A 17256-nucleotide genomic window follows, 5' to 3' on the forward strand; every position below is an offset into this window, starting at 1 on the left:
TGCAAGAAGTTTCACGAAAGAGTGAGAAGCGTCAGTCCGGGTTCAAGCGCCTGCGGATCGGCTCGAACTCAACCGTGGCCTTGCGCGCCAAGGGGTCTGGCGCGCCCTGCTCGACCGCCTGCCAGTAGCGCCACGGCACCTTCGCCGTGCCCAGCTCGTAGTCCATGCCATCCCAGTTGTCTTCACGAAAGCTATAGAACGCCCAGTGCAACCGGTTGCGATCCAGCACGACGAGTACATCTTCAAGGTACTGCCGGCAACCCGGCAGCCTGCGCATGCAGCCAAACTCACCCACCACCAGGCGAGAAAGCGGCAGCCCCATGGCCTCGGCCCATGCCAGCGGCTGGCGCAAGTAGCCTTCAACTCGCCGCCCATCCCACAGCTGTGTCTGCCCGGCAAAAGATACGGGGCCTGGATAGGCGATGGGCTGTTTGCGCGCCATATTCGGCGCACTGGTTGCGGCATAGGGCTCGTACATGTGCACGCTGTACAGCACTCGCGGGTCTTCCAGCGGCGCCGACCAGTAGCCGAACGCGTCTGCGCCTGCATACCAGCCGGCATCGACCATGATCGGCGTGTCAGTGTCTTCTTCGCGTATGGCCGCTATCAGTTGCCGGTACAGCAAGGGCAGATCGCGCGCACCGCCCTGCGCTTGCGCATACCACTGCTGCATCTGCCCGAGTTCGGCATGTTCAGCCAGGCCGCCCTGTTTCTCCGGTGCTGGCTCATTGATCAGGTTGTAGGCCGCGATGGCCGGATGACTTTTCAGTTCGCGCGCCATATCTCGCCAGAACGCCGCAGCCTGGGACCAGTAACGTTTGTCTTGCCACAGGCGATCATCGAACTGGCCCTGGTTGTTTTGCGACCAGCGCATACCCGGTAGCGAGAGTGGCGCGATGACCACCTTGAGCCCCGCCTGGTGCGCCCGGTCGAGGGTGGCACGCAGCACAGCCAGGTCGGCGTCGGGCAGGCCTTCATAGGTATCGGCGCTGCCGAGGAGGAAATCACGTTTCACCGGTTGCCATTTGTCGTACGACAGCCGCACCCATGTGGCGCCGTACCCCCTCAGGGCATCGAAGTAGGCTTGATCGGGTGGCAGCCGGTTGAAGCTGTTGCCGCCGTGGCGTGGGGTGTCCCAGAACGCCATGAGGTCTGCAGCAGAGGCTGGGAGGGTGGACAGGACCAATAGACTGGCAAAGATCCAGTGACGCACGGGAAGCCTACCTGGTTGCTGGGGGGAGGCTGAGGATACGCCGGCAAGGAAGAGGCAGGCGCTTCCGGACCGTTTCTGGAAGTTACTGCCCCTCCACACCTATGGCGTGCTGCGAAAGCACCGCAAAGCAGCCGCTAAAGGGCCGTCCAGATCAAGCGCTCAAAGCCCCAGCGCCAACCCGAGCACGACGGCCAGCTCCAGCAGCTCCAGCAACGCACCGGCGGTATCACCGGTGGTCCCGCCCAGGCGCCGGCACATCAGATGCCGCAACCAGGCAAACACCGCCAGCGCCAGCAGCACGCTCCATCCGCCCAAGAAGAGGCAGAACAGCACACAAACCAGCAACACCCACCCCGCCGCGCGCCGGGGCAAATGTTCGGCCAACGCCTGGCCCAACCCGCCAGGTCGCACATAAGGTGTGCCAAGGAACAGGCCCAACATCGCCGCCCGCCCGATCAACGGCGCCAGCAGCAATTGCGCCCCGATGCCCTGCCCGACCAGCACCCACAGTGCGCAAAACTTCAGCAACAACACCAAGACCAGGGTGACCACGGCAATCGGCCCACTGCGCGGGTCTTTCATGATCCGCAAGGTGCGCTCACGGTCGCCGAAACCACCTAGCCAGGCGTCGGCACTGTCCGCCAGGCCATCCAGGTGCAAGGCGCCACTGAGCAGTACCCACAACGTCAGCAGCAAAGCCGCATGCAGCGGCGACGGCGTACCCTGCAGCAGATGACTGGCCAACCACAGCAGCAAGCCGAACAGCAGCCCGACCAGCGGGTAGTACAGCAGCGAACGCCCTACCTCACGCGGTGCCGGCATGCCCGGCAGGCTCACCGGAAGGCTGCTGAGAAATTGCAGGGCGATCCAGAACGGCAACATCTCAGGGTGCCTCGACCAGTTGCCCATCGCCACCTGGCACCAGCCGCATCAACGCGCCATGGCCCACCTCGACCTGCAGCAACTGCTCCCTGGGCAAGCCACGGGCACGGGCCAGTAACAGCCGCATGACGCCGCCATGGGTGACCAGCAGCACGCGCTTGCCGGCATGTTGAAGGCGCAAACGCTCGACAGCCGCCAGCACCCGTTCGGCAAACGCCTCGACCGGCTCGCCATTGGGCGGTGTGAAGGCGTAAGGGTCGGCCCAGAAACGGCCCAGTGCATCAGCCTGGCGCTCCATGATCTGCGCGGCACTTTGGCCCTCCCAATCACCGAAGTGCAGTTCCTGCAGGGCGGGCTCACGCTGCACAGGCAGGTTCAACTGCGCACCCAGCTCATCGGCAAAACGCCCACAACGTTGCAGCGGCGAGCTGACCAGCACCTGCCATGGGCCGCCGTCGGCCACCGCGCGGCGCATCTGTGCCCAGCCCTTGTCGGTCAAGGCATCATCAAGGCTGCCACGCAGGCCGCCTTGTTCCGTTTCACCATGGCGCAGCAAGTCGAGGATCATGCCGGGCGGTCCGCCACCGCGGCCTCGGCAAAGGTCGCCATCTGTCCATGCAGCGCACAGGCCAGGCGCAACAGCGGCACCGCCAAGGCAGCGCCACTGCCCTCACCCAGGCGCAAGCCCAAGGCCAGCAGGGGCTCGGCCTGCAGTGCAGCAAGCAAGGCCTTGTGCCCGGGTTCAGCGCCCTGATGAGCGAACAACAGCCAGGCCCGACACTGCGGGTTGAGGCGCACTGCCACGAGCGCAGCGACACTGCAGATAAAGCCATCCACCAGCACCGCGACACCCGCCTGCGCACAACCTATGTAGGCACCGACCAACGCCGCGATCTCGAAACCGCCAACACAGCCCAGTACCTGCAACGGGTCTTCAGCACGCAGGCCATGCAGGCGCAGCGCCCTCTCGATGACTTCAGCCTTGTGCTGTACCCCGGCGTTGTCCAGGCCAGTGCCAGGGCCGCTCAGCTCCGACGCCGGACACCCCAGCAGAACACTGGCCAAGGCTGCGGCGGCTGTGGTGTTACCAATGCCCATCTCGCCACCGATGAACAGCTGTGCGCCCTGTTCGGCGCCGCGCTGGGCACTGTCGCGACCGGCCTGCAAGGCCGCTTGCAGCTGGTTTTCGGTCATCGCGGGTTGACGGGCAAAGTTGGCAGTACCAGTGCCCAGGCGCAGATGGCGCACGCCGGGCAGTTCCAGCTGCGCGTCAATGGTGCCCAGGTCGACCACGTCCAGGCTGGCCTGCAGTTGCCGCGCCAGCACACTGATCGCCGCGCCCCCGCCGACGAAGTTACATAGCATCTGCCCGGTTACCGCCTGCGGATAGGCCGAGATGCCCTCTTCGACCACGCCGTGGTCGCCGGCAAAAATGGTGATGGCAACCTGATCCAGCGTGGGTCGTTCAAGCCCCTGAAGGCCAGCCAGCTGAATCGCCAGCGCTTCAAGTTGGCCGAGCGAGCCTGCAGGTTTGGTCAGTTGCTGCTGACGGGCGCGGGCCTGGTCCATGGCGGCGTTGTCGAGGGGTTGGCAGGCGTCACGCCACCAGGCTTGGGTCATAGTGCAGGTCCTTTGAGGATTAAGGGCAGGCCGGCCACGGTCAGCACGACACGCTGACAGCGTTCGGCCACCGCCTGGTGCAGCCAGCCGGCCAGGTCGACATAGCGCCGGGTCAGCTCGCCCATGGGCACGACGCCCAGGCCGGTTTCGTTACTGACCAGGATAAGGGTGCCAGGTAACTGTTCCAGGCACGCCAGCAGGGCATCACGCTCCTCGGCCAGGCGCTGGTCATCTTCCAGCATCAACAAATTGGTCAGCCACAGGGTCAGGCAATCCACCAGCAGGCAGCGCCCTTCGGCCGCTTCGGCGCGCAGTACCGCGGCCAGGGCCAAGGGCTCTTCGATCAACCCCCAGTCATCCGGCCGGCGCTGACGATGCAGCAACACGCGTTCGTTCATTTCGCCATCCAGCGGCTGGCTGGTGGCGATGTAGGTCACCGGCAAGCCGCTGGCACTGGCCAGTTGTTCGGCCAGGCGGCTTTTGCCAGACCGGGCGCCACCGAGAATCAGGTTACGCATGTCAGGCTACCCCACACAGCTGGCGCAACTGCGCGGTGTCCAGGTGCTTCTCCACCAGATCAGCCAGGCGCTCGATGTCGTGTTCGCGCAACGCTTCGTAGTCGATAACCTGCACATCCTCCAGCCCGGCCCAGCGCAATAGCGCGGCACACGACTGGCTGCCTTCGAACAGGCCATGCAGGTAGGTGGCGAGGATCTGGCCATCGGCACTGACAGCGCCATCATGGCGGCCATCAGCCAGTTGGACCGCGGGTTGCGCCAGCGCAGGCCCCGTCGTAACGCCAGCATGAATTTCATAACCGGTTACCGTTGCCGCTTCAAGGCTCAGCGTGCCGGCCACATTGCACAGTTGCTTCTCGGCTTCGAGCACCGTGGCATAGTCGAGCAGGCCGAGCCCCTGGCTAGAGCCTGCGGCCCCCTCCAGCCCCAGCGGGTCATGCACTTCCCGCCCCAGCATCTGCAGGCCACCGCAGATACCGATCAGCTTGCCGCCATAGCGCAGGTGCCGCTCGATGGCCTTGTCCCAACCGCGCTCGCGCAGTTGTGCCAAGTCGCCTCGCACGCTCTTGGAGCCCGGCAAGATGATGAGGTCGGCAGCCGGAATCGGCTGGCCAGGGCCGATGAACTGCAAGTCCACCTGCGGGTGCAGGCGCAGCGGGTCGAAATCGGTGTGGTTACTGATACGCGGCAGCACTGGCACGATCACCTTGAGCACACGCGCGTGCTTGACGCCTTGACGCACATCGATACCGTCTTCGGCTTCCAGGTGCAGGTCGGTAACGTAAGGCAGTACGCCCAGTACCGGTTTGCCGGTGCGTTGTTCCAGCCAGTCCAGCCCTGGCTGCAGCAGGGCGATATCGCCACGGAAGCGGTTGATGACAAAACCTTTGACCCGCGCCTGTTCAGTGGTCGACAGCAGTTCCAGCGTGCCCACCAGATGGGCGAACACACCACCGCGGTTGATGTCGGCCACCAGGATCACCGGGCAGTCCACCGCTTCGGCAAAGCCCATGTTGGCGATATCGCCGGCACGCAGGTTGATCTCTGCCGGCGACCCCGCACCCTCGACCATGACCACCGGGTACGCGGCACTCAGGCGTTGATGAGACGCCAGCACCGCTTGCATGGCCGTGGTTTTATAGTCGTGGTAGGCCACTGCATTCATGCTGGTGACCGCCCGACCGTGGATGATGACCTGGGCGCCGGTGTCGCTGTTGGGCTTGAGCAGCACCGGGTTCATGTCGGTGTGCGGTTGTAGCCGGCAGGCCTGGGCCTGCACCGCCTGGGCACGGCCGATTTCACCGCCATCAGCCGTCACCGCGCTGTTCAGCGCCATGTTCTGTGGCTTGAAGGGCACCACAGCGACGCCCTGGCGCAACAGCCAGCGGCACAATGCGGTCACCAGTGTGCTCTTGCCTGCGTCGGAGGTGGTGCCTTGCACCATGAGGGTCGTCATGCCGTTTCCTTCTGATAAGCCGCCAGGGCCTGGGCCAGGCGCTGTTCGTCCGCCGTGCAGGCAGGCAACCCCAGGCGCACGGCTGCTGGCTGTTCGAACAGCCGTACCAGGATGCCGCGCCGGGCGAGAAATTCATGCAGGCGTGCAGCGTGCTCGCTACGCACGTACTGGAACAAGTCGCAGCCACCACTAGGCGCCAGGCCGGCACTGCGCAACACGTGCGCAAGCCGCTGGCCGGCAGCAGCACAGCGTTCGGCCTGCGCGCGCTGGGCAGTTTGATCGGTCAGGCTGGCCTGGGCCAGCACCCGGGTCGGGCCGTTGACGGTCCAGGGGCCGAGCAGCTCGGCCAGGCGCAGCAGCAAGCTGTGTTCGGCGGCAACGAAGCCCAGGCGCACGCCGGCCAAGCCGAAGAACTTGCCAAACGAGCGCAGCACGATCAGCCCCGGGCGTTCGGCGCAGTCCACCACGCTGTCCGCCGGGGTGTTGTCCATGAATGCTTCGTCGACCAGCAGCCAGCCACCGCGGGCCGCCAGGCGAGCATGCCAAGCCAGCAGGCGTTCGCGCGACACCCGTTGGCCGGTCGGATTGTTGGGGTTCACCAGCACCAGCACATCGAGGCCGTCGAGCGCAGCCTCAACTTGCGCCTCATCCAGCGCCAGCAGTTGGTGCCCCGCCCGTTGCCAGGCATACGGGTGTTCGGCATAGCACGGCGTCAGCACGCCAACCCGGGCCGTTGTACGCAGCAGCGGCAAGGCCTGGATAGCGGCCTGGGAGCCGGCTACCGGCAGCAACTGGCGGGCGCCGTAATACGCGCGCGCGGCGTCCTCCAGGCCGTCCTCGGTTTCTGGCAGGCGGGCCCAGGCGTCGACGGGAATCGGCGGGACAGGAAATGGCCAGGGCGCAATGCCGCTGGACAGGTCGAGCCACTGCTCACGGGCAATACCGTATTGCTGCACCGCGCGTAACAGGCGGCCACCATGTTCAAGCATTGATATAGGCCCCCAGGCAGATCATCAGCAGCCACAGCCACACGCCGCGCTGCACCAGCTGCCAGCCGCGCTCGATGGCATCGGCATCGGCCACTGGCCCCTCGCCCAGGCGCGGCCGCTCATGCAGTTCGCCGTGGTACACCGCCGGGCCACCAAGCTCGACGCCCAGCGCGCCGGCGCCGGCAGCCATCACCGGCCCGGCGTTGGGGCTGTCCCACAGCGGGCCCTGTTTGCGCCAGCAGGCCAGGGCCAGACGGGTCTTGCCCAACAGCGCATAAGTCAGGGCCACCAGCCTTGCAGGTATATAGTTGAGCACATCGTCGATGCGCGCCGCGCACCAGCCAAAGCGCTCGAAACGTTCGTTACGGTAGCCCCACATGGCATCCAGCGTGTTGCTCAGGCGGTACAGCACCACCCCGGGCGCACCGGCCACCACAAACCAGAACAACGCGGCGAACACTGCATCGCTGCCGTTCTCCAGCACCGACTCGGTCGCCGCCCGGGCCACTGCTGGCTCGTCCAGTTCGCGCGTTTCGCGGCTGACCAGGTAGCCAACGCGGTGCCGCGCCTCCGCCAGGTCGCCCTGGCGCAAGGCGTTGGCCACCGGCAGCACATGCTCGCCCAGGCTGCGCAGCCCCACGGCGCAGTAAAGCGCCAGCACGTCAACCAGCCAGCCAATATACGGCAGCCACGAAAGGACCAGCGCCACCAGGGTCAGCGGCACCACCGCCAGAAACCACGCGCTCACGCCGTGGCTGCGCCAGCCGCGCCCGCCCGCATTCAGGCGGCGCTCCAGGGTGCCGGCCATGTTGCCGAACGCCACCAAGGGGTGGCGCCGCTGTGGTTCGCCCAGCAAAGCGTCCAGGGCCACCCCGGCCACGGTCAGCAAGGCCACGCTCATTGACGCTCTCCCCATTGGTTTTCGTAAAGCATTTCACTCAGGGGCCGCTCTTCGGCCCAGCTTTCCTGCACCAACATCGGCACCGGATAGAACGCGGCGACCGGCCCAAGGCACAGTACCGCCACCGGCTTGGCCCCGGCGGGCATGCCCAGCAGCGCGGCCAACGCCTGCGGGTCGAACAGCGACACCCAGCCCATGCCCAGCCCTTCGCCACGCGCGGCCAGCCACAGGTTCTGGATGGCACAGGCCAGCGAGGCCAGGTCCATCTCCGGCAGGGTGCGGCGGCCGAAGATGTGAGGCTCGCGGTTGTCCATCAAGGCCGCCACCAGCAGCTCGGCACAATCGTTTATGCCCTCCACCTTCAATTTCATGAAGGCATCGGATCGCTCGCCCAGCGCCTCGGCCGTGCGTACCCGCTCCGCCTCCACCAAGGCCTGGATGCGCCCGCGCAGGTCACGCTGGGTGATGCGGATAAAGCGCCACGGCTGCATAAGCCCGACACTGGGCGCCTGATGCGCGGCCGCCAGCAAGCGGCCAAGCAGTTCGGGTGCCACCTGGCCACCCGCAAAATGGCGCATGTCGCGGCGCTCGCCGATGGCCCGGTAAATGGCGGCGCGCTCGGCGTCGCTATAGGCGTGATCATTCATGGTCGCAACAGCGCCGCTGCCGCATCCGGGCAGGAAGGGAAATAGAAGTGCACGTAAGAGGCCGTGAGCCGGCCCAGACGATAAACCGCCTCGTTGCCACGCCCGCCGTTGGGGCTCAGCCCCCGAGCAATCGGTTCCAGCGCAGTGCTGGTCAGCGAATGGTGATAGGTGTGACCGCGCAAGGTCCCCTCCGGCAGCTCCACCGCCTGCAGCGCCAGGGCGGCCAGGCGCTTCTGCATGGTCGCCTCACCCGGCAGCAAGCCGAGCAGTTCGGCACGTTCACCGGCCACGTCAGTCAGGGCATCGAGCAGGTACAGCATGCCGCCGCACTCGGCCAGCAATGGCTTGCCCTGCGCGTGGTGGGCGCGGATCGCCTCGCACATCGGTGCGTTGGCGGCCAGCGCATGGTGATGCAGCTCAGGATAACCACCCGGCAGATACAGGCTGTCTACCGCCGGCAGTTCGTGGTCGTGCAGCGGCGAGAAGAACACCAGCTGGGCACCCTGGTTGCGCAACAGGTCGAGGTTAGCGCCATACGTGAAGGCGAACGCCTCGTCCCGCGCCACGCCAATGCGCACACCGGCCAGCGAGGCCACGCAGGCTTGCGGTTCAGGCTCGGCAAAGCTGACTGGCGGCGGCAACGCCGCATCGCAACTGGCGCCCAACGCTTCGGCGGCAGCGTCCAGGCGGGTGTCCAGGTCATTCAGCTCGCTGGCCTGCACCAGGCCCAGGTGGCGGCTGGGCAGTTCGATGCCGCGTTCGCGGGACAAGCCGCCATACCAGCGCAAGCCCTCGGTCAGGCTGCCTTCGAGCAGTTGCGCATGACGCAGGCTGCCTACCCGATTGGCCAGCACGCCGGCGAACGGCAGATCGGCCTGGTACCGCGCCAGGCCCAAGGCCAGGGCACCGAAGGTCTGGGCCATGGCTGTGCCGTCGATCACCGCCAGCACCGGCACGCCAAAGTGGCGCGCCAGGTCAGCGCTTGACGGGGTGCCGTCGAACAGCCCCATCACCCCTTCGATGAGGATCAGGTCAGCCTCGCCAGCAGCTTCCCACAGCAGCCGACGGCTTTCCTCGGCACCGATCATCCACAGGTCCAGCTGATACACCGGCGCGCCACTGGCCCGTTCGAGAATCATCGGGTCAAGAAAGTCGGGCCCGCATTTGAACACCCGCACCTTGCGCCCGAGGTTGCGGTGCAGGCGGGCCAGCGCAGCAGTGACGGTAGTCTTGCCCTGGCCTGAGGCGGGTGCCGCGATCAACACGGCGGGGCAGTGGCGCGATCGACTCACAGTTCGACGCCCTTCTGTGCGCGGATACCGGCCTGGAAGGCGTGCTTGAGCATGCCCATTTCGGTCACGGTGTCGGCCAGTTCGATCATCTCAGGCTTCGCAGCGCGGCCAGTGACAATCACATGCTGCATGGGCGGGCGGGCCTGAATGTCGGACAGTACCTGGTCCAGGTCGAGGTAGCCATGTTTGAGGGCGATGTTGAGCTCGTCCAGCACCACGAACTGTACACCTGGGTCCTGCAGCAACTGGCGCGACACCGCCCAGGCGGCTTGCGCAGCGGCGATGTCACGCTGGCGGTCCTGGGTTTCCCAGGTAAAGCCCTCGCCCATCACGTGGTAGCGCACCTGTTCGGGGAAGCGACGGAAGAACAGCTCCTCGCCGGTGCTGTTGCGGCCCTTGATGAACTGCACCACACCGCATTGCATGCCGTGGCCCAAGGCGCGCGCGAGCATGCCGAAGGCCGAACTGCTCTTGCCCTTGCCATTGCCGGTCAGCACCAGCAGCAGGCCGCATTCGTTAGGGGAATTGGCGATGCGTTCGTCGATGACCGCCTTCTTGCGCTGCATGCGCGCCAGGTGGCGTTCGTCGCGTTCGGTGGAATCGCTCATCAGGGTTCTCCGCTGGCTGGCACCACGGCAATGCGCGGCGACAGGTAATAGGCAGGCAAACGGAGAACGCGCAGAGGCCATGGCTGGGCGCCACGGTGCACCGCGCATCACCCTCCGTGATGCCGTTGGCAGTATCAGGCCGGTCTCCGGGCTTGTGAGTGGGCCTTGGCCCTGGCCTGCGCGCCTTCCCGGATGCTGGCATCCAGTGGCCCTGCGCGGCCTTTTACTCATCCACCGTTGCGGGGGCAGCGCCGGAATCGCGCCATGCTGGCGCCCACCGGCTTCCCAGTTTCACCCTGCCCAGTCGGGGCTGGCAGGGCACCTGAAACACGCCGCGAAGGTTAGAGGGTTGCACCGGGAGCGTCAATCGAAGCGGGTGATGCCGCCAAAGTATGCGCGACTTCAATGAGGCCGGCGCGAGGCCAGCTGAAGCAGGCCAAGGCGGGATACCGGTGGCCGACGATGGCGGCAATGTGATTTTGGCGGGTGGTCGTAGCCCCCTGAATCTCGGCAGCCTGTAGCGGCCCCAAGCTCAACGGGACCGCTTACAGGCATGGATATCAAGGGTTCTGTGCCAGATGCCCTTGCGGAATCACCCGCTTGGCCTGCAGGTAGGCCTTGGCCCAGTAGCTGTTCGACAGGTAGTCCAGGCGCACGGTGCCACCGGTGGAAGGTGCATGCACGAAGCGGCCGTCCCCGACATAGATGCCGGCATGGCTGACCTGCGAGCCGCCACTGGTGGCGAAGAACACCAGGTCACCAGACTGCAGCGAACTGACATCCACCGTCGGTGCGCGCATGACAATCATCTCTCGCGTCGAGCGCGGCAGGCTGATGCCAGCAGCATCACGGTATACATACTTGATCAGGCCGCTGCAGTCGAAGCCGGAATCCGGCGTATTGCCCCCCCAACGATAGGGCGTACCAACCAGACCAATGGCGCGGATCAGCACGTCATCGGCAATCGGTGAAGGACTGGGCTGGCTATAGGTCACCTGCGGCTGTACCACAGGGGCCGGCGCAGGCGCACGGCTGGAGCATGCAGCCAGCAAGGCTGCCAAGGAGAAAAATGCGAAGCGCGCCATCTTTACCATGGCCAGAACATCCTGTCTGAGACCGCTGCGCTGCAGCCGAAAAGAGTTGAGAATTTAGATTAGACGCTTTCTGTAAATGCGCACGGCGGCGAGCTTTTTTTAAAGCATCACCGCCGCGGCAGGGTACATCATTTTGATATCAGTTGCGCGCGATGTTGGTCGGCGCCATGGCCAAGGCTCGCTTGGCTTCAATGAAGGTCTTGCTCCAGTAACGATCACCGAGGCTGTCGATGCGCACACCACCACTGCGGCGGCTGCTGGAGTGGATGAACTGGTTGTCACCCAGGTAGATCCCGGCATGGCTTACCCGGCCACGGCCATTGGTGCTGAAGAACAGCAGGTCACCTGGCTTGAGCTTGTTGCGGGCCACTTTCGGGGCATCGACGTTGATCATTTCACGCGTGGAGCGCGGCAGCGTCATGCCCGCCTCTTCGCGGAACAGGTAACCGATGAAGCCACTGCAGTCGAAGCCGGACTTTTCCGAGGTACCACCGAAGCGGTAGCGGGTGCCGATCAACGACATGCCGCGCTCGAGAATGCTGTCAGCCAGAACCGGCAATTGGTAAGGCTTGCTGCCGGAGAAAGACGCCAGGCCATCTTCGGTGGCCAGCTCTTCCGGCTCGCCGAACACCGACGAGGAAGAGGCTTTGGCGTTGATTGCCGATTGTGCAGTGATCGGCGTGTGATCCTGGGGCTGAGATACCGGGCCTTGGGCCGCGCAGCCAAAAAGCAGGGTCACGAGTGCGAGTGGCACGAGGGGTGCGAAGCGCTTCAGCATGGGCACGACCGTGTCTGTAATCCTTTAGAAGGGTGAAACTATGCCCTCTATCATGGCCATTTGCAAATTTTATCGAAAAAGATGTGACTTTTTTGTTTTACCGCTCTGGCCCAGGGTTTTCAGGGGGTTACCAGCCGAGGGTTTCCTTGAGAAAAGGAATGGTGAGCTTGCGTTGTGCCTGCAGCGACGCCTGATCGAGGCGCTCGAGCAAGTCGAACAACGCGCTCATGCTCCGCGCGCCGCGGGTGAGGATGAAATGGCCGACTTCGTCGGTCAGGTGCAGGCCACGGCGCGAAGCTCGCAGCTGCAAGGCGCGCAGCTTGTCTTCGTCGGACAGGCCGCGCATCTGGAACACCAGGGCCAGGGTCAACCGCGACTTCAGGTCCGGCAGCTTGATCGGCAGCTCACGCGGTGATGCCGAGGCAGCCAGCAGCAAGCGTCGGCCGCTGTCGCGCAGGCGGTTGAACAGGTGGAACATGGCCTCTTCCCAATCCGCCTTGCCGGCGATCACATGCAGATCGTCGATGCACACCAGTTCGTACTGGGCCAGGTAGTCGAGCAGTTCTACGCCACGATCGAGCAATTGCGCCAGCGGCAGGTAGACAGCGGGCTCGCCACGTTGCTGGAAGCGATGGGTGGCGGCCTGCAGCAGGTGGGAACGGCCAACACCCTGCTTGCCCCACAGGTAGATAAGGCTCTCGGTCCAGCCGGCGTCGGCTTCGCATAGCCGCTCGACGTAACCCAATGCCGCAGCATTGGCGCCCGGATAGTAGTTGATGAAGGTGGCGTCATCGCGCAGGCGCACACCCAGGGGCAACTGGATCGGTGGTTTCATGCTCGCGGGCGGTCGACGGGACCGCTGGGGGCCTTTGGTGAACAATCTGCAAAGTCTATACCCGCAACGCGGGGCGCACAATCTCGACTGCGGATAGGGCAAGCAAAATCAACAAGTTGCGCTGCACAAGCGAACGACGGATGCAGGAAAAACAGTGCTCAGCACCCGCGAGAGCGGGCGCCACAGGGCGGCGCTCGATTTCGCGGGCACGAAAAGGCTCAAGACGAAACACGTGTTCAAAGCTCCGGGTCGATGTTCCCGGCGTACATATCCGATTCCTTGTACAGGGCATGCACATGCCGCAGCAGCACCATGATCACCGCCGCCACCGGCAGCGCCAGCAGCACACCGGTGAAGCCGAACAGTTCCCCCCCGGCGAGGATGGCAAAGATTACTGCAACCGGGTGCAGGCCGATGCGATCGCCCACCAGCAGAGGGGTCAGCACCATACCCTCCAACGCCTGCCCAACCATGAACACCGCAACGATGCCCAGCATCGGATACAGGTCGCCACCGAACTGGAACAGGCCGGCCACCAGCGCGGCACCAATGCCAATGATGAAGCCCATGTACGGCACGATGGCCGCAAGGCCTGCAAGCATGCCGATCAGCAGACCGAGTTCGAGCCCCACCAGCATCAGGCCGGCTGAATAGATGACGCCCAGGGCCAGCATCACCATCAGCTGCCCGCGCACGAATGCCCCCAGCACTTCATGGCATTCACCTGCCAGGCCCATCACTTGCGGCTCACGCTGGCGCGGCAGCAGGCCGCGCAGCTTGCCCATCATCAAGTCCCAATCGCGCAGTAGATAGAAGCCCACGACCGGGATCAGCACCATGTTGGCCAACCAACCCACCAACGCCAGGCTTGAGGCGGTGGCCTGGGACAGCAGCATGCCGACGATATCGGTGGTCTGCCCCATGTGCGCGCCGATGGCGGCCTTGATCTTGTCGAATTTCCAGAAACCATCGGCCAGGCCAAGGCGGCCCTGTACCCACGGCAGCGCGACATGCTCAAGCCAGTCGAGCATCTGCGGCGCCAATTCGTACAGGCGCACCAACTGCTTGGCCAGCATCGGCACAAGCACCAGCAACAACGCCAACAGCAACAGGGTGAACAGGCCGAACACCACCACCACACCCCAGGTACGCGAAAGCCCCAGGCGCTCGAGACGATCGACCAGCGGGTCGGCCAGGTAGGCCAGCATGATGCCGACCAGGAACGGCGTAAGAATATTGTGCAGGCTATAAAGCAGCACAGCGATCAGCAGTGCAGCGCCCAGCCAGATCCAGCGACGCATGTCAGTCACGGTAAGCGCCCCTTACCAGCGAAAACGCAAGCCGTCGAACGGCTTGGGTGCTGGCTGCGCAGGCGCGGGCTGCGCGGCTGCGGCGTCCACCGCCGGTGCTGGCATAGCCGGCACCGCCGGTGCCTGCTCGACCGGCACTTCCTGCAGCTTGGCCAGGCCAAGCTGGGCACGTAGCTGTTCACGATTGCCCGTAACCCCGTAGGTCAGGGTAGTGCCTTCAGCCGCCTGCAAGCGTGGGCCATAGGGCTCCAGCACGCGGGCCAGTTCGGCATAGCGCTGCAGGTTCATGCCCTGCACTTGCACCTGCAATTGGCTGCTGGCACCCGGCCGGGTAACGTAGCGCGGCGCCAGGCGGCTGCTTACCGCCATCATCACCGCGTCAGCTAAGGCGGCCTGGTCGGCGCCCTCGGCAGAGCCCTGCTCACGCTGGTCGCCCAGCCACAGCTGCCACTTGCCCTGCCACTTGCCGTCGGCTTCCTGGGCATGTACCGCCAGCAAAGCATCGGCGCCGTAGCGCTCGGAAGCTTCGCGCAGCGGCGCCGGATCGTTGCCTTCGATCTGCTTGGCATTGGCGACCAGCTGCTCCTGCAAGTCGGCCAGCGGCAAGCGCAACGGCAAACCACGGTGCTGGGCGGCGCGGCGCAGGGGTTGGGCACTGGCCTGGCCATCACCGACCAGGCTGCTGCCCTCAACGGTGTCGTTCAACCACCACCCCAGTATCGAGGGCCGGTTACTGCCCCACAAAGCCAGGCCAGCCTTGCGCAAAGCCCGCTCGGTGCTACCTGGGTCGAACTCGACCACGACTGACTCGGGCGGGCCGGCTTCACTGCCCACCTGGTTGATGATTTGCTGTGGGTCCTTGCGCAGCTCGGCCAATGCAGGGCTCTGCACGGCCTTTGGGTCACCGGTCAGACGCTGCACCAACGTGTCCAGGGCTTTGACTGTGGCTGCGGTACGGGCTTCGGCACCCGGCCCGGTGACCGGCTCGCGCACCTGATAAAGGCCGGAGACATTTTCAGCCAGGGCCGTGGCCGAGATCAGGGCCAGGCAACCAGCTGCCAGAATATTGAACAAACGCATGGAGGATTCCTGTCCAGTCGAGCTTCAAGCCGTAAGCTTCAAGCTGCAAGAAAAAGCAGGCCGAGCGCCAGGCTGCATCGTCGTGCAGCAGCAAGCTCGTTGCTTGCAGCTTATACACATGCAACCGCATCAACCACCCTCCCGCTTTTTTCAACATTTACCGCCCTGCCCGTCGGCCTGAGGATGGCCGCTGCCCAGCAACCCTGATAAAATCGCGCGCCTTCACAGACCACTGACGTTTCAGACCGCCGCCGCTTATCAGCCGGCCTTGGCCGTCATGGTCGTTTTTAAGAATCCCTCCCTCCTAAAGGCCTGGATCAATGAGCAAGCAACCCTCCCTGAGCTACAAGGACGCCGGTGTAGACATCGACGCCGGCGAAGCACTGGTCGAACGCATCAAGGGCGTGGCAAAACGCACCGCACGCCCTGAAGTCATGGGTGGCCTGGGCGGCTTCGGCGCCCTCTGCGAGATCCCGGCCGGCTACAAACAGCCGGTGCTGGTCTCCGGCACCGACGGCGTCGGCACCAAGCTGCGCCTGGCGCTGAACCTGAACAAGCACGACAGCATCGGCCAGGACCTGGTCGCCATGTGCGTCAACGACCTGGTCGTGTGCGGCGCCGAGCCGCTGTTCTTCCTCGACTACTACGCCACTGGCAAGCTGAACGTTGACGTGGCCGCCACCGTGGTCACCGGCATCGGCGCCGGTTGCGAACTGGCCGGCTGCTCGCTGGTCGGTGGTGAAACCGCCGAAATGCCTGGCATGTACGAAGGCGAAGACTACGACCTGGCCGGTTTCTGCGTAGGCGTGGTGGAAAAGGCCGAAATCATCGACGGCTCCAAGGTTGCCACCGGTGATGCGCTGATCGCCCTGCCGTCCTCGGGCCCGCACTCCAACGGCTACTCGCTGATCCGCAAGATCCTCGAAGTGTCGGCTACCGACATCGAGAACACCCAGCTGGACGGCAAGCCGCTGACCGACCTGCTGATGGCGCCGACCCGCATCTACGTCAAACCGCTGCTGCAGCTGATCAAGAACACCGGCGCAGTCAAGGCCATGGCCCACATCACCGGCGGCGGCCTGCTGGACAACATCCCGCGCGTACTGCCGAAAAACGCCCAGGCCGTGGTTGACGTGGCCAGCTGGCAGCGCCCGGCGGTGTTCGACTTCCTGCAGGAAAAGGGCAACGTCGACGAGCACGAAATGCACCGCGTACTGAACTGCGGCGTGGGCATGGTCATCTGCGTGGCCCAGGACCAGGTCGAAGCCGCCCTGGACGAACTGCGCGCCGCCGGTGAGCAACCGTGGGTAATCGGCCACATCGCCGAAGCCGCCGAAGGCGCTGCCCAGGTCGAGCTGCAGAACCTCAAGGCACACTGATGCCGAGCAAGACCTGCAATGTAGTGGTACTGCTGTCGGGCTCCGGCAGCAACCTGCAAGCCCTGATCGACAGCTGCCAAGGGCAGGACAGCCCGGTGCGTATCCGCGCGGTGGTTTCCAACCGCGCCGATGCCTACGGCCTGCAACGCGCCGCAGCGGCCGGTATCGACAGCGTCGTGCTCGACCACACCCAGTTCGACGGCCGTGAAGCCTTCGATGCCGCGCTGATGGCGCGCATCGACGGCTTTGCCCCGGACCTGGTCGTGCTGGCCGGTTTCATGCGCATCCTCAGTGGCGACTTCGTGCGCCACTATCAGGGCCGTCTGCTCAACATCCACCCGTCGCTGCTGCCCAAGTACAAGGGCCTGCATACGCATCGCCGGGCATTGGAAGCTGGCGACGCCGAGCATGGCTGCAGCGTACACTTCGTGACTGAGGAACTCGATGGCGGCCCACTGGTCGTACAGGCTGTGGTACCGGTGGCGTCTGATGACACCGTCGAAAGCCTGGCACAGCGGGTACACCATCAGGAACACCTGATCTACCCACTGGCGGTGCGCTGGTTCGCTGAAGGGCGCTTGCGTCTCGGCGAACACGGTGCATTACTGGACGGCCAGCCACTGGCGGCCAGCGGTCACTTGATTCGATCCTAGG

18 protein-coding genes and 1 riboswitch are annotated in these 17256 nt (G+C 64.9%); of the genes, 2 read left to right on the forward strand and 16 right to left on the reverse strand.

Annotated features, from left to right (window positions below; genetic code table 11):
- Positions 1-31: 31 nt before the first annotated feature.
- The 16 genes from BJQ17_RS15005 to BJQ17_RS15080 all read right to left on the reverse strand — a co-directional run bounded on the left by BJQ17_RS15005 (position 32) and on the right by BJQ17_RS15080 (position 15223).
- Positions 32-1147 carry a glycoside hydrolase family 5 protein gene (locus BJQ17_RS15005; RefSeq protein WP_003252471.1) on the reverse strand — a complete coding sequence of 372 codons (1116 nt, stop codon included), beginning with the start codon at positions 1145-1147 and terminating at the stop codon, positions 32-34.
- Between the two features lie 225 nt (positions 1148-1372).
- Positions 1373-2095, reverse strand: a complete 723-nt coding sequence (locus BJQ17_RS15010) for an adenosylcobinamide-GDP ribazoletransferase (protein WP_004575325.1) — start codon at positions 2093-2095, stop codon at positions 1373-1375.
- 1 nt (position 2096) lies between these two features.
- Positions 2097-2663: a histidine phosphatase family protein gene (locus tag BJQ17_RS15015; RefSeq protein WP_003252467.1), complete on the reverse strand. Its 567-nt coding sequence runs from the start codon at positions 2661-2663 to the stop codon at positions 2097-2099.
- On the reverse strand, positions 2660-3715 hold the full coding sequence (gene cobT, locus BJQ17_RS15020; protein WP_003252465.1) for a nicotinate-nucleotide--dimethylbenzimidazole phosphoribosyltransferase: 1056 nt from the start codon (positions 3713-3715) through the stop codon (positions 2660-2662). The genes BJQ17_RS15015 and cobT overlap by 4 nt, the downstream gene beginning before the upstream one ends.
- Positions 3712-4233 (reverse strand): bifunctional adenosylcobinamide kinase/adenosylcobinamide-phosphate guanylyltransferase, encoded by a 522-nt coding sequence (gene cobU, locus BJQ17_RS15025; protein WP_003252463.1) that lies wholly within the window; start codon positions 4231-4233, stop codon positions 3712-3714. The genes cobT and cobU overlap by 4 nt, the downstream gene beginning before the upstream one ends.
- A 1-nt stretch (position 4234) precedes the next feature.
- Positions 4235-5689, reverse strand: a complete 1455-nt coding sequence (locus BJQ17_RS15030; protein ID WP_070096276.1) for a cobyric acid synthase — start codon at positions 5687-5689, stop codon at positions 4235-4237.
- Positions 5686-6678 (reverse strand): threonine-phosphate decarboxylase CobD, encoded by a 993-nt coding sequence (gene cobD, locus BJQ17_RS15035; protein WP_003252458.1) that lies wholly within the window; start codon positions 6676-6678, stop codon positions 5686-5688. Before cobD ends, BJQ17_RS15030 begins: the two co-directional genes overlap by 4 nt.
- Entirely contained in the window at positions 6671-7579 is a 909-nt protein-coding gene (gene cbiB / locus BJQ17_RS15040) for an adenosylcobinamide-phosphate synthase CbiB (RefSeq protein ID WP_003252455.1), read from the reverse strand. Before cbiB ends, cobD begins: the two co-directional genes overlap by 8 nt.
- A complete protein-coding gene (bluB, locus tag BJQ17_RS15045) occupies positions 7576-8226 on the reverse strand; it encodes a 5,6-dimethylbenzimidazole synthase (RefSeq protein ID WP_003252453.1) in 651 nt (216 codons plus the stop codon). The genes cbiB and bluB overlap by 4 nt, the downstream gene beginning before the upstream one ends.
- On the reverse strand, positions 8223-9518 hold the full coding sequence (locus BJQ17_RS15050) for a cobyrinate a,c-diamide synthase (RefSeq protein WP_012053452.1): 1296 nt from the start codon (positions 9516-9518) through the stop codon (positions 8223-8225). Before BJQ17_RS15050 ends, bluB begins: the two co-directional genes overlap by 4 nt.
- On the reverse strand, positions 9515-10126 hold the full coding sequence (cobO, locus tag BJQ17_RS15055; RefSeq protein WP_003252448.1) for a cob(I)yrinic acid a,c-diamide adenosyltransferase: 612 nt from the start codon (positions 10124-10126) through the stop codon (positions 9515-9517). Before cobO ends, BJQ17_RS15050 begins: the two co-directional genes overlap by 4 nt.
- 119 nt (positions 10127-10245) lie before the next feature.
- Positions 10246-10467: riboswitch (cobalamin riboswitch) on the reverse strand.
- A 219-nt stretch (positions 10468-10686) separates the two neighbouring features.
- On the reverse strand, positions 10687-11220 hold the full coding sequence (locus BJQ17_RS15060; RefSeq protein WP_003252446.1) for a C40 family peptidase: 534 nt from the start codon (positions 11218-11220) through the stop codon (positions 10687-10689).
- 139 nt (positions 11221-11359) lie between these two features.
- Positions 11360-11998: a C40 family peptidase gene (locus tag BJQ17_RS15065; protein ID WP_070096277.1), complete on the reverse strand. Its 639-nt coding sequence runs from the start codon at positions 11996-11998 to the stop codon at positions 11360-11362.
- Positions 11999-12125: 127 nt separating this feature from the next.
- Positions 12126-12833: a DnaA regulatory inactivator Hda gene (hda, locus tag BJQ17_RS15070; RefSeq protein ID WP_003252443.1), complete on the reverse strand. Its 708-nt coding sequence runs from the start codon at positions 12831-12833 to the stop codon at positions 12126-12128.
- A gap of 236 nt (positions 12834-13069) precedes the next feature.
- On the reverse strand, positions 13070-14143 hold the full coding sequence (locus BJQ17_RS15075; RefSeq protein ID WP_003252442.1) for an AI-2E family transporter: 1074 nt from the start codon (positions 14141-14143) through the stop codon (positions 13070-13072).
- A gap of 12 nt (positions 14144-14155) precedes the next feature.
- Complete coding sequence (locus BJQ17_RS15080; protein ID WP_070096278.1) at positions 14156-15223, reverse strand: DUF2066 domain-containing protein; 1068 nt, start codon at positions 15221-15223, stop codon at positions 14156-14158.
- Positions 15224-15543: 320 nt separating this feature from the next.
- On the opposite strand from BJQ17_RS15080, the gene purM reads away from it, so the two are divergent.
- Positions 15544-16602: a phosphoribosylformylglycinamidine cyclo-ligase gene (gene purM / locus BJQ17_RS15085; protein WP_070096279.1), complete on the forward strand. Its 1059-nt coding sequence runs from the start codon at positions 15544-15546 to the stop codon at positions 16600-16602.
- Entirely contained in the window at positions 16602-17255 is a 654-nt protein-coding gene (purN, locus tag BJQ17_RS15090; protein ID WP_003252434.1) for a phosphoribosylglycinamide formyltransferase, read from the forward strand. Before purM ends, purN begins: the two co-directional genes overlap by 1 nt.
- The last annotated feature ends 1 nt before the right edge of the window (position 17256 follow it).

The sequence above is a fragment of the Pseudomonas sp. NBRC 111139 genome, from assembly GCF_001753955.1.
GTDB classification, from domain to species: domain Bacteria; phylum Pseudomonadota; class Gammaproteobacteria; order Pseudomonadales; family Pseudomonadaceae; genus Aquipseudomonas; species Aquipseudomonas alloputida.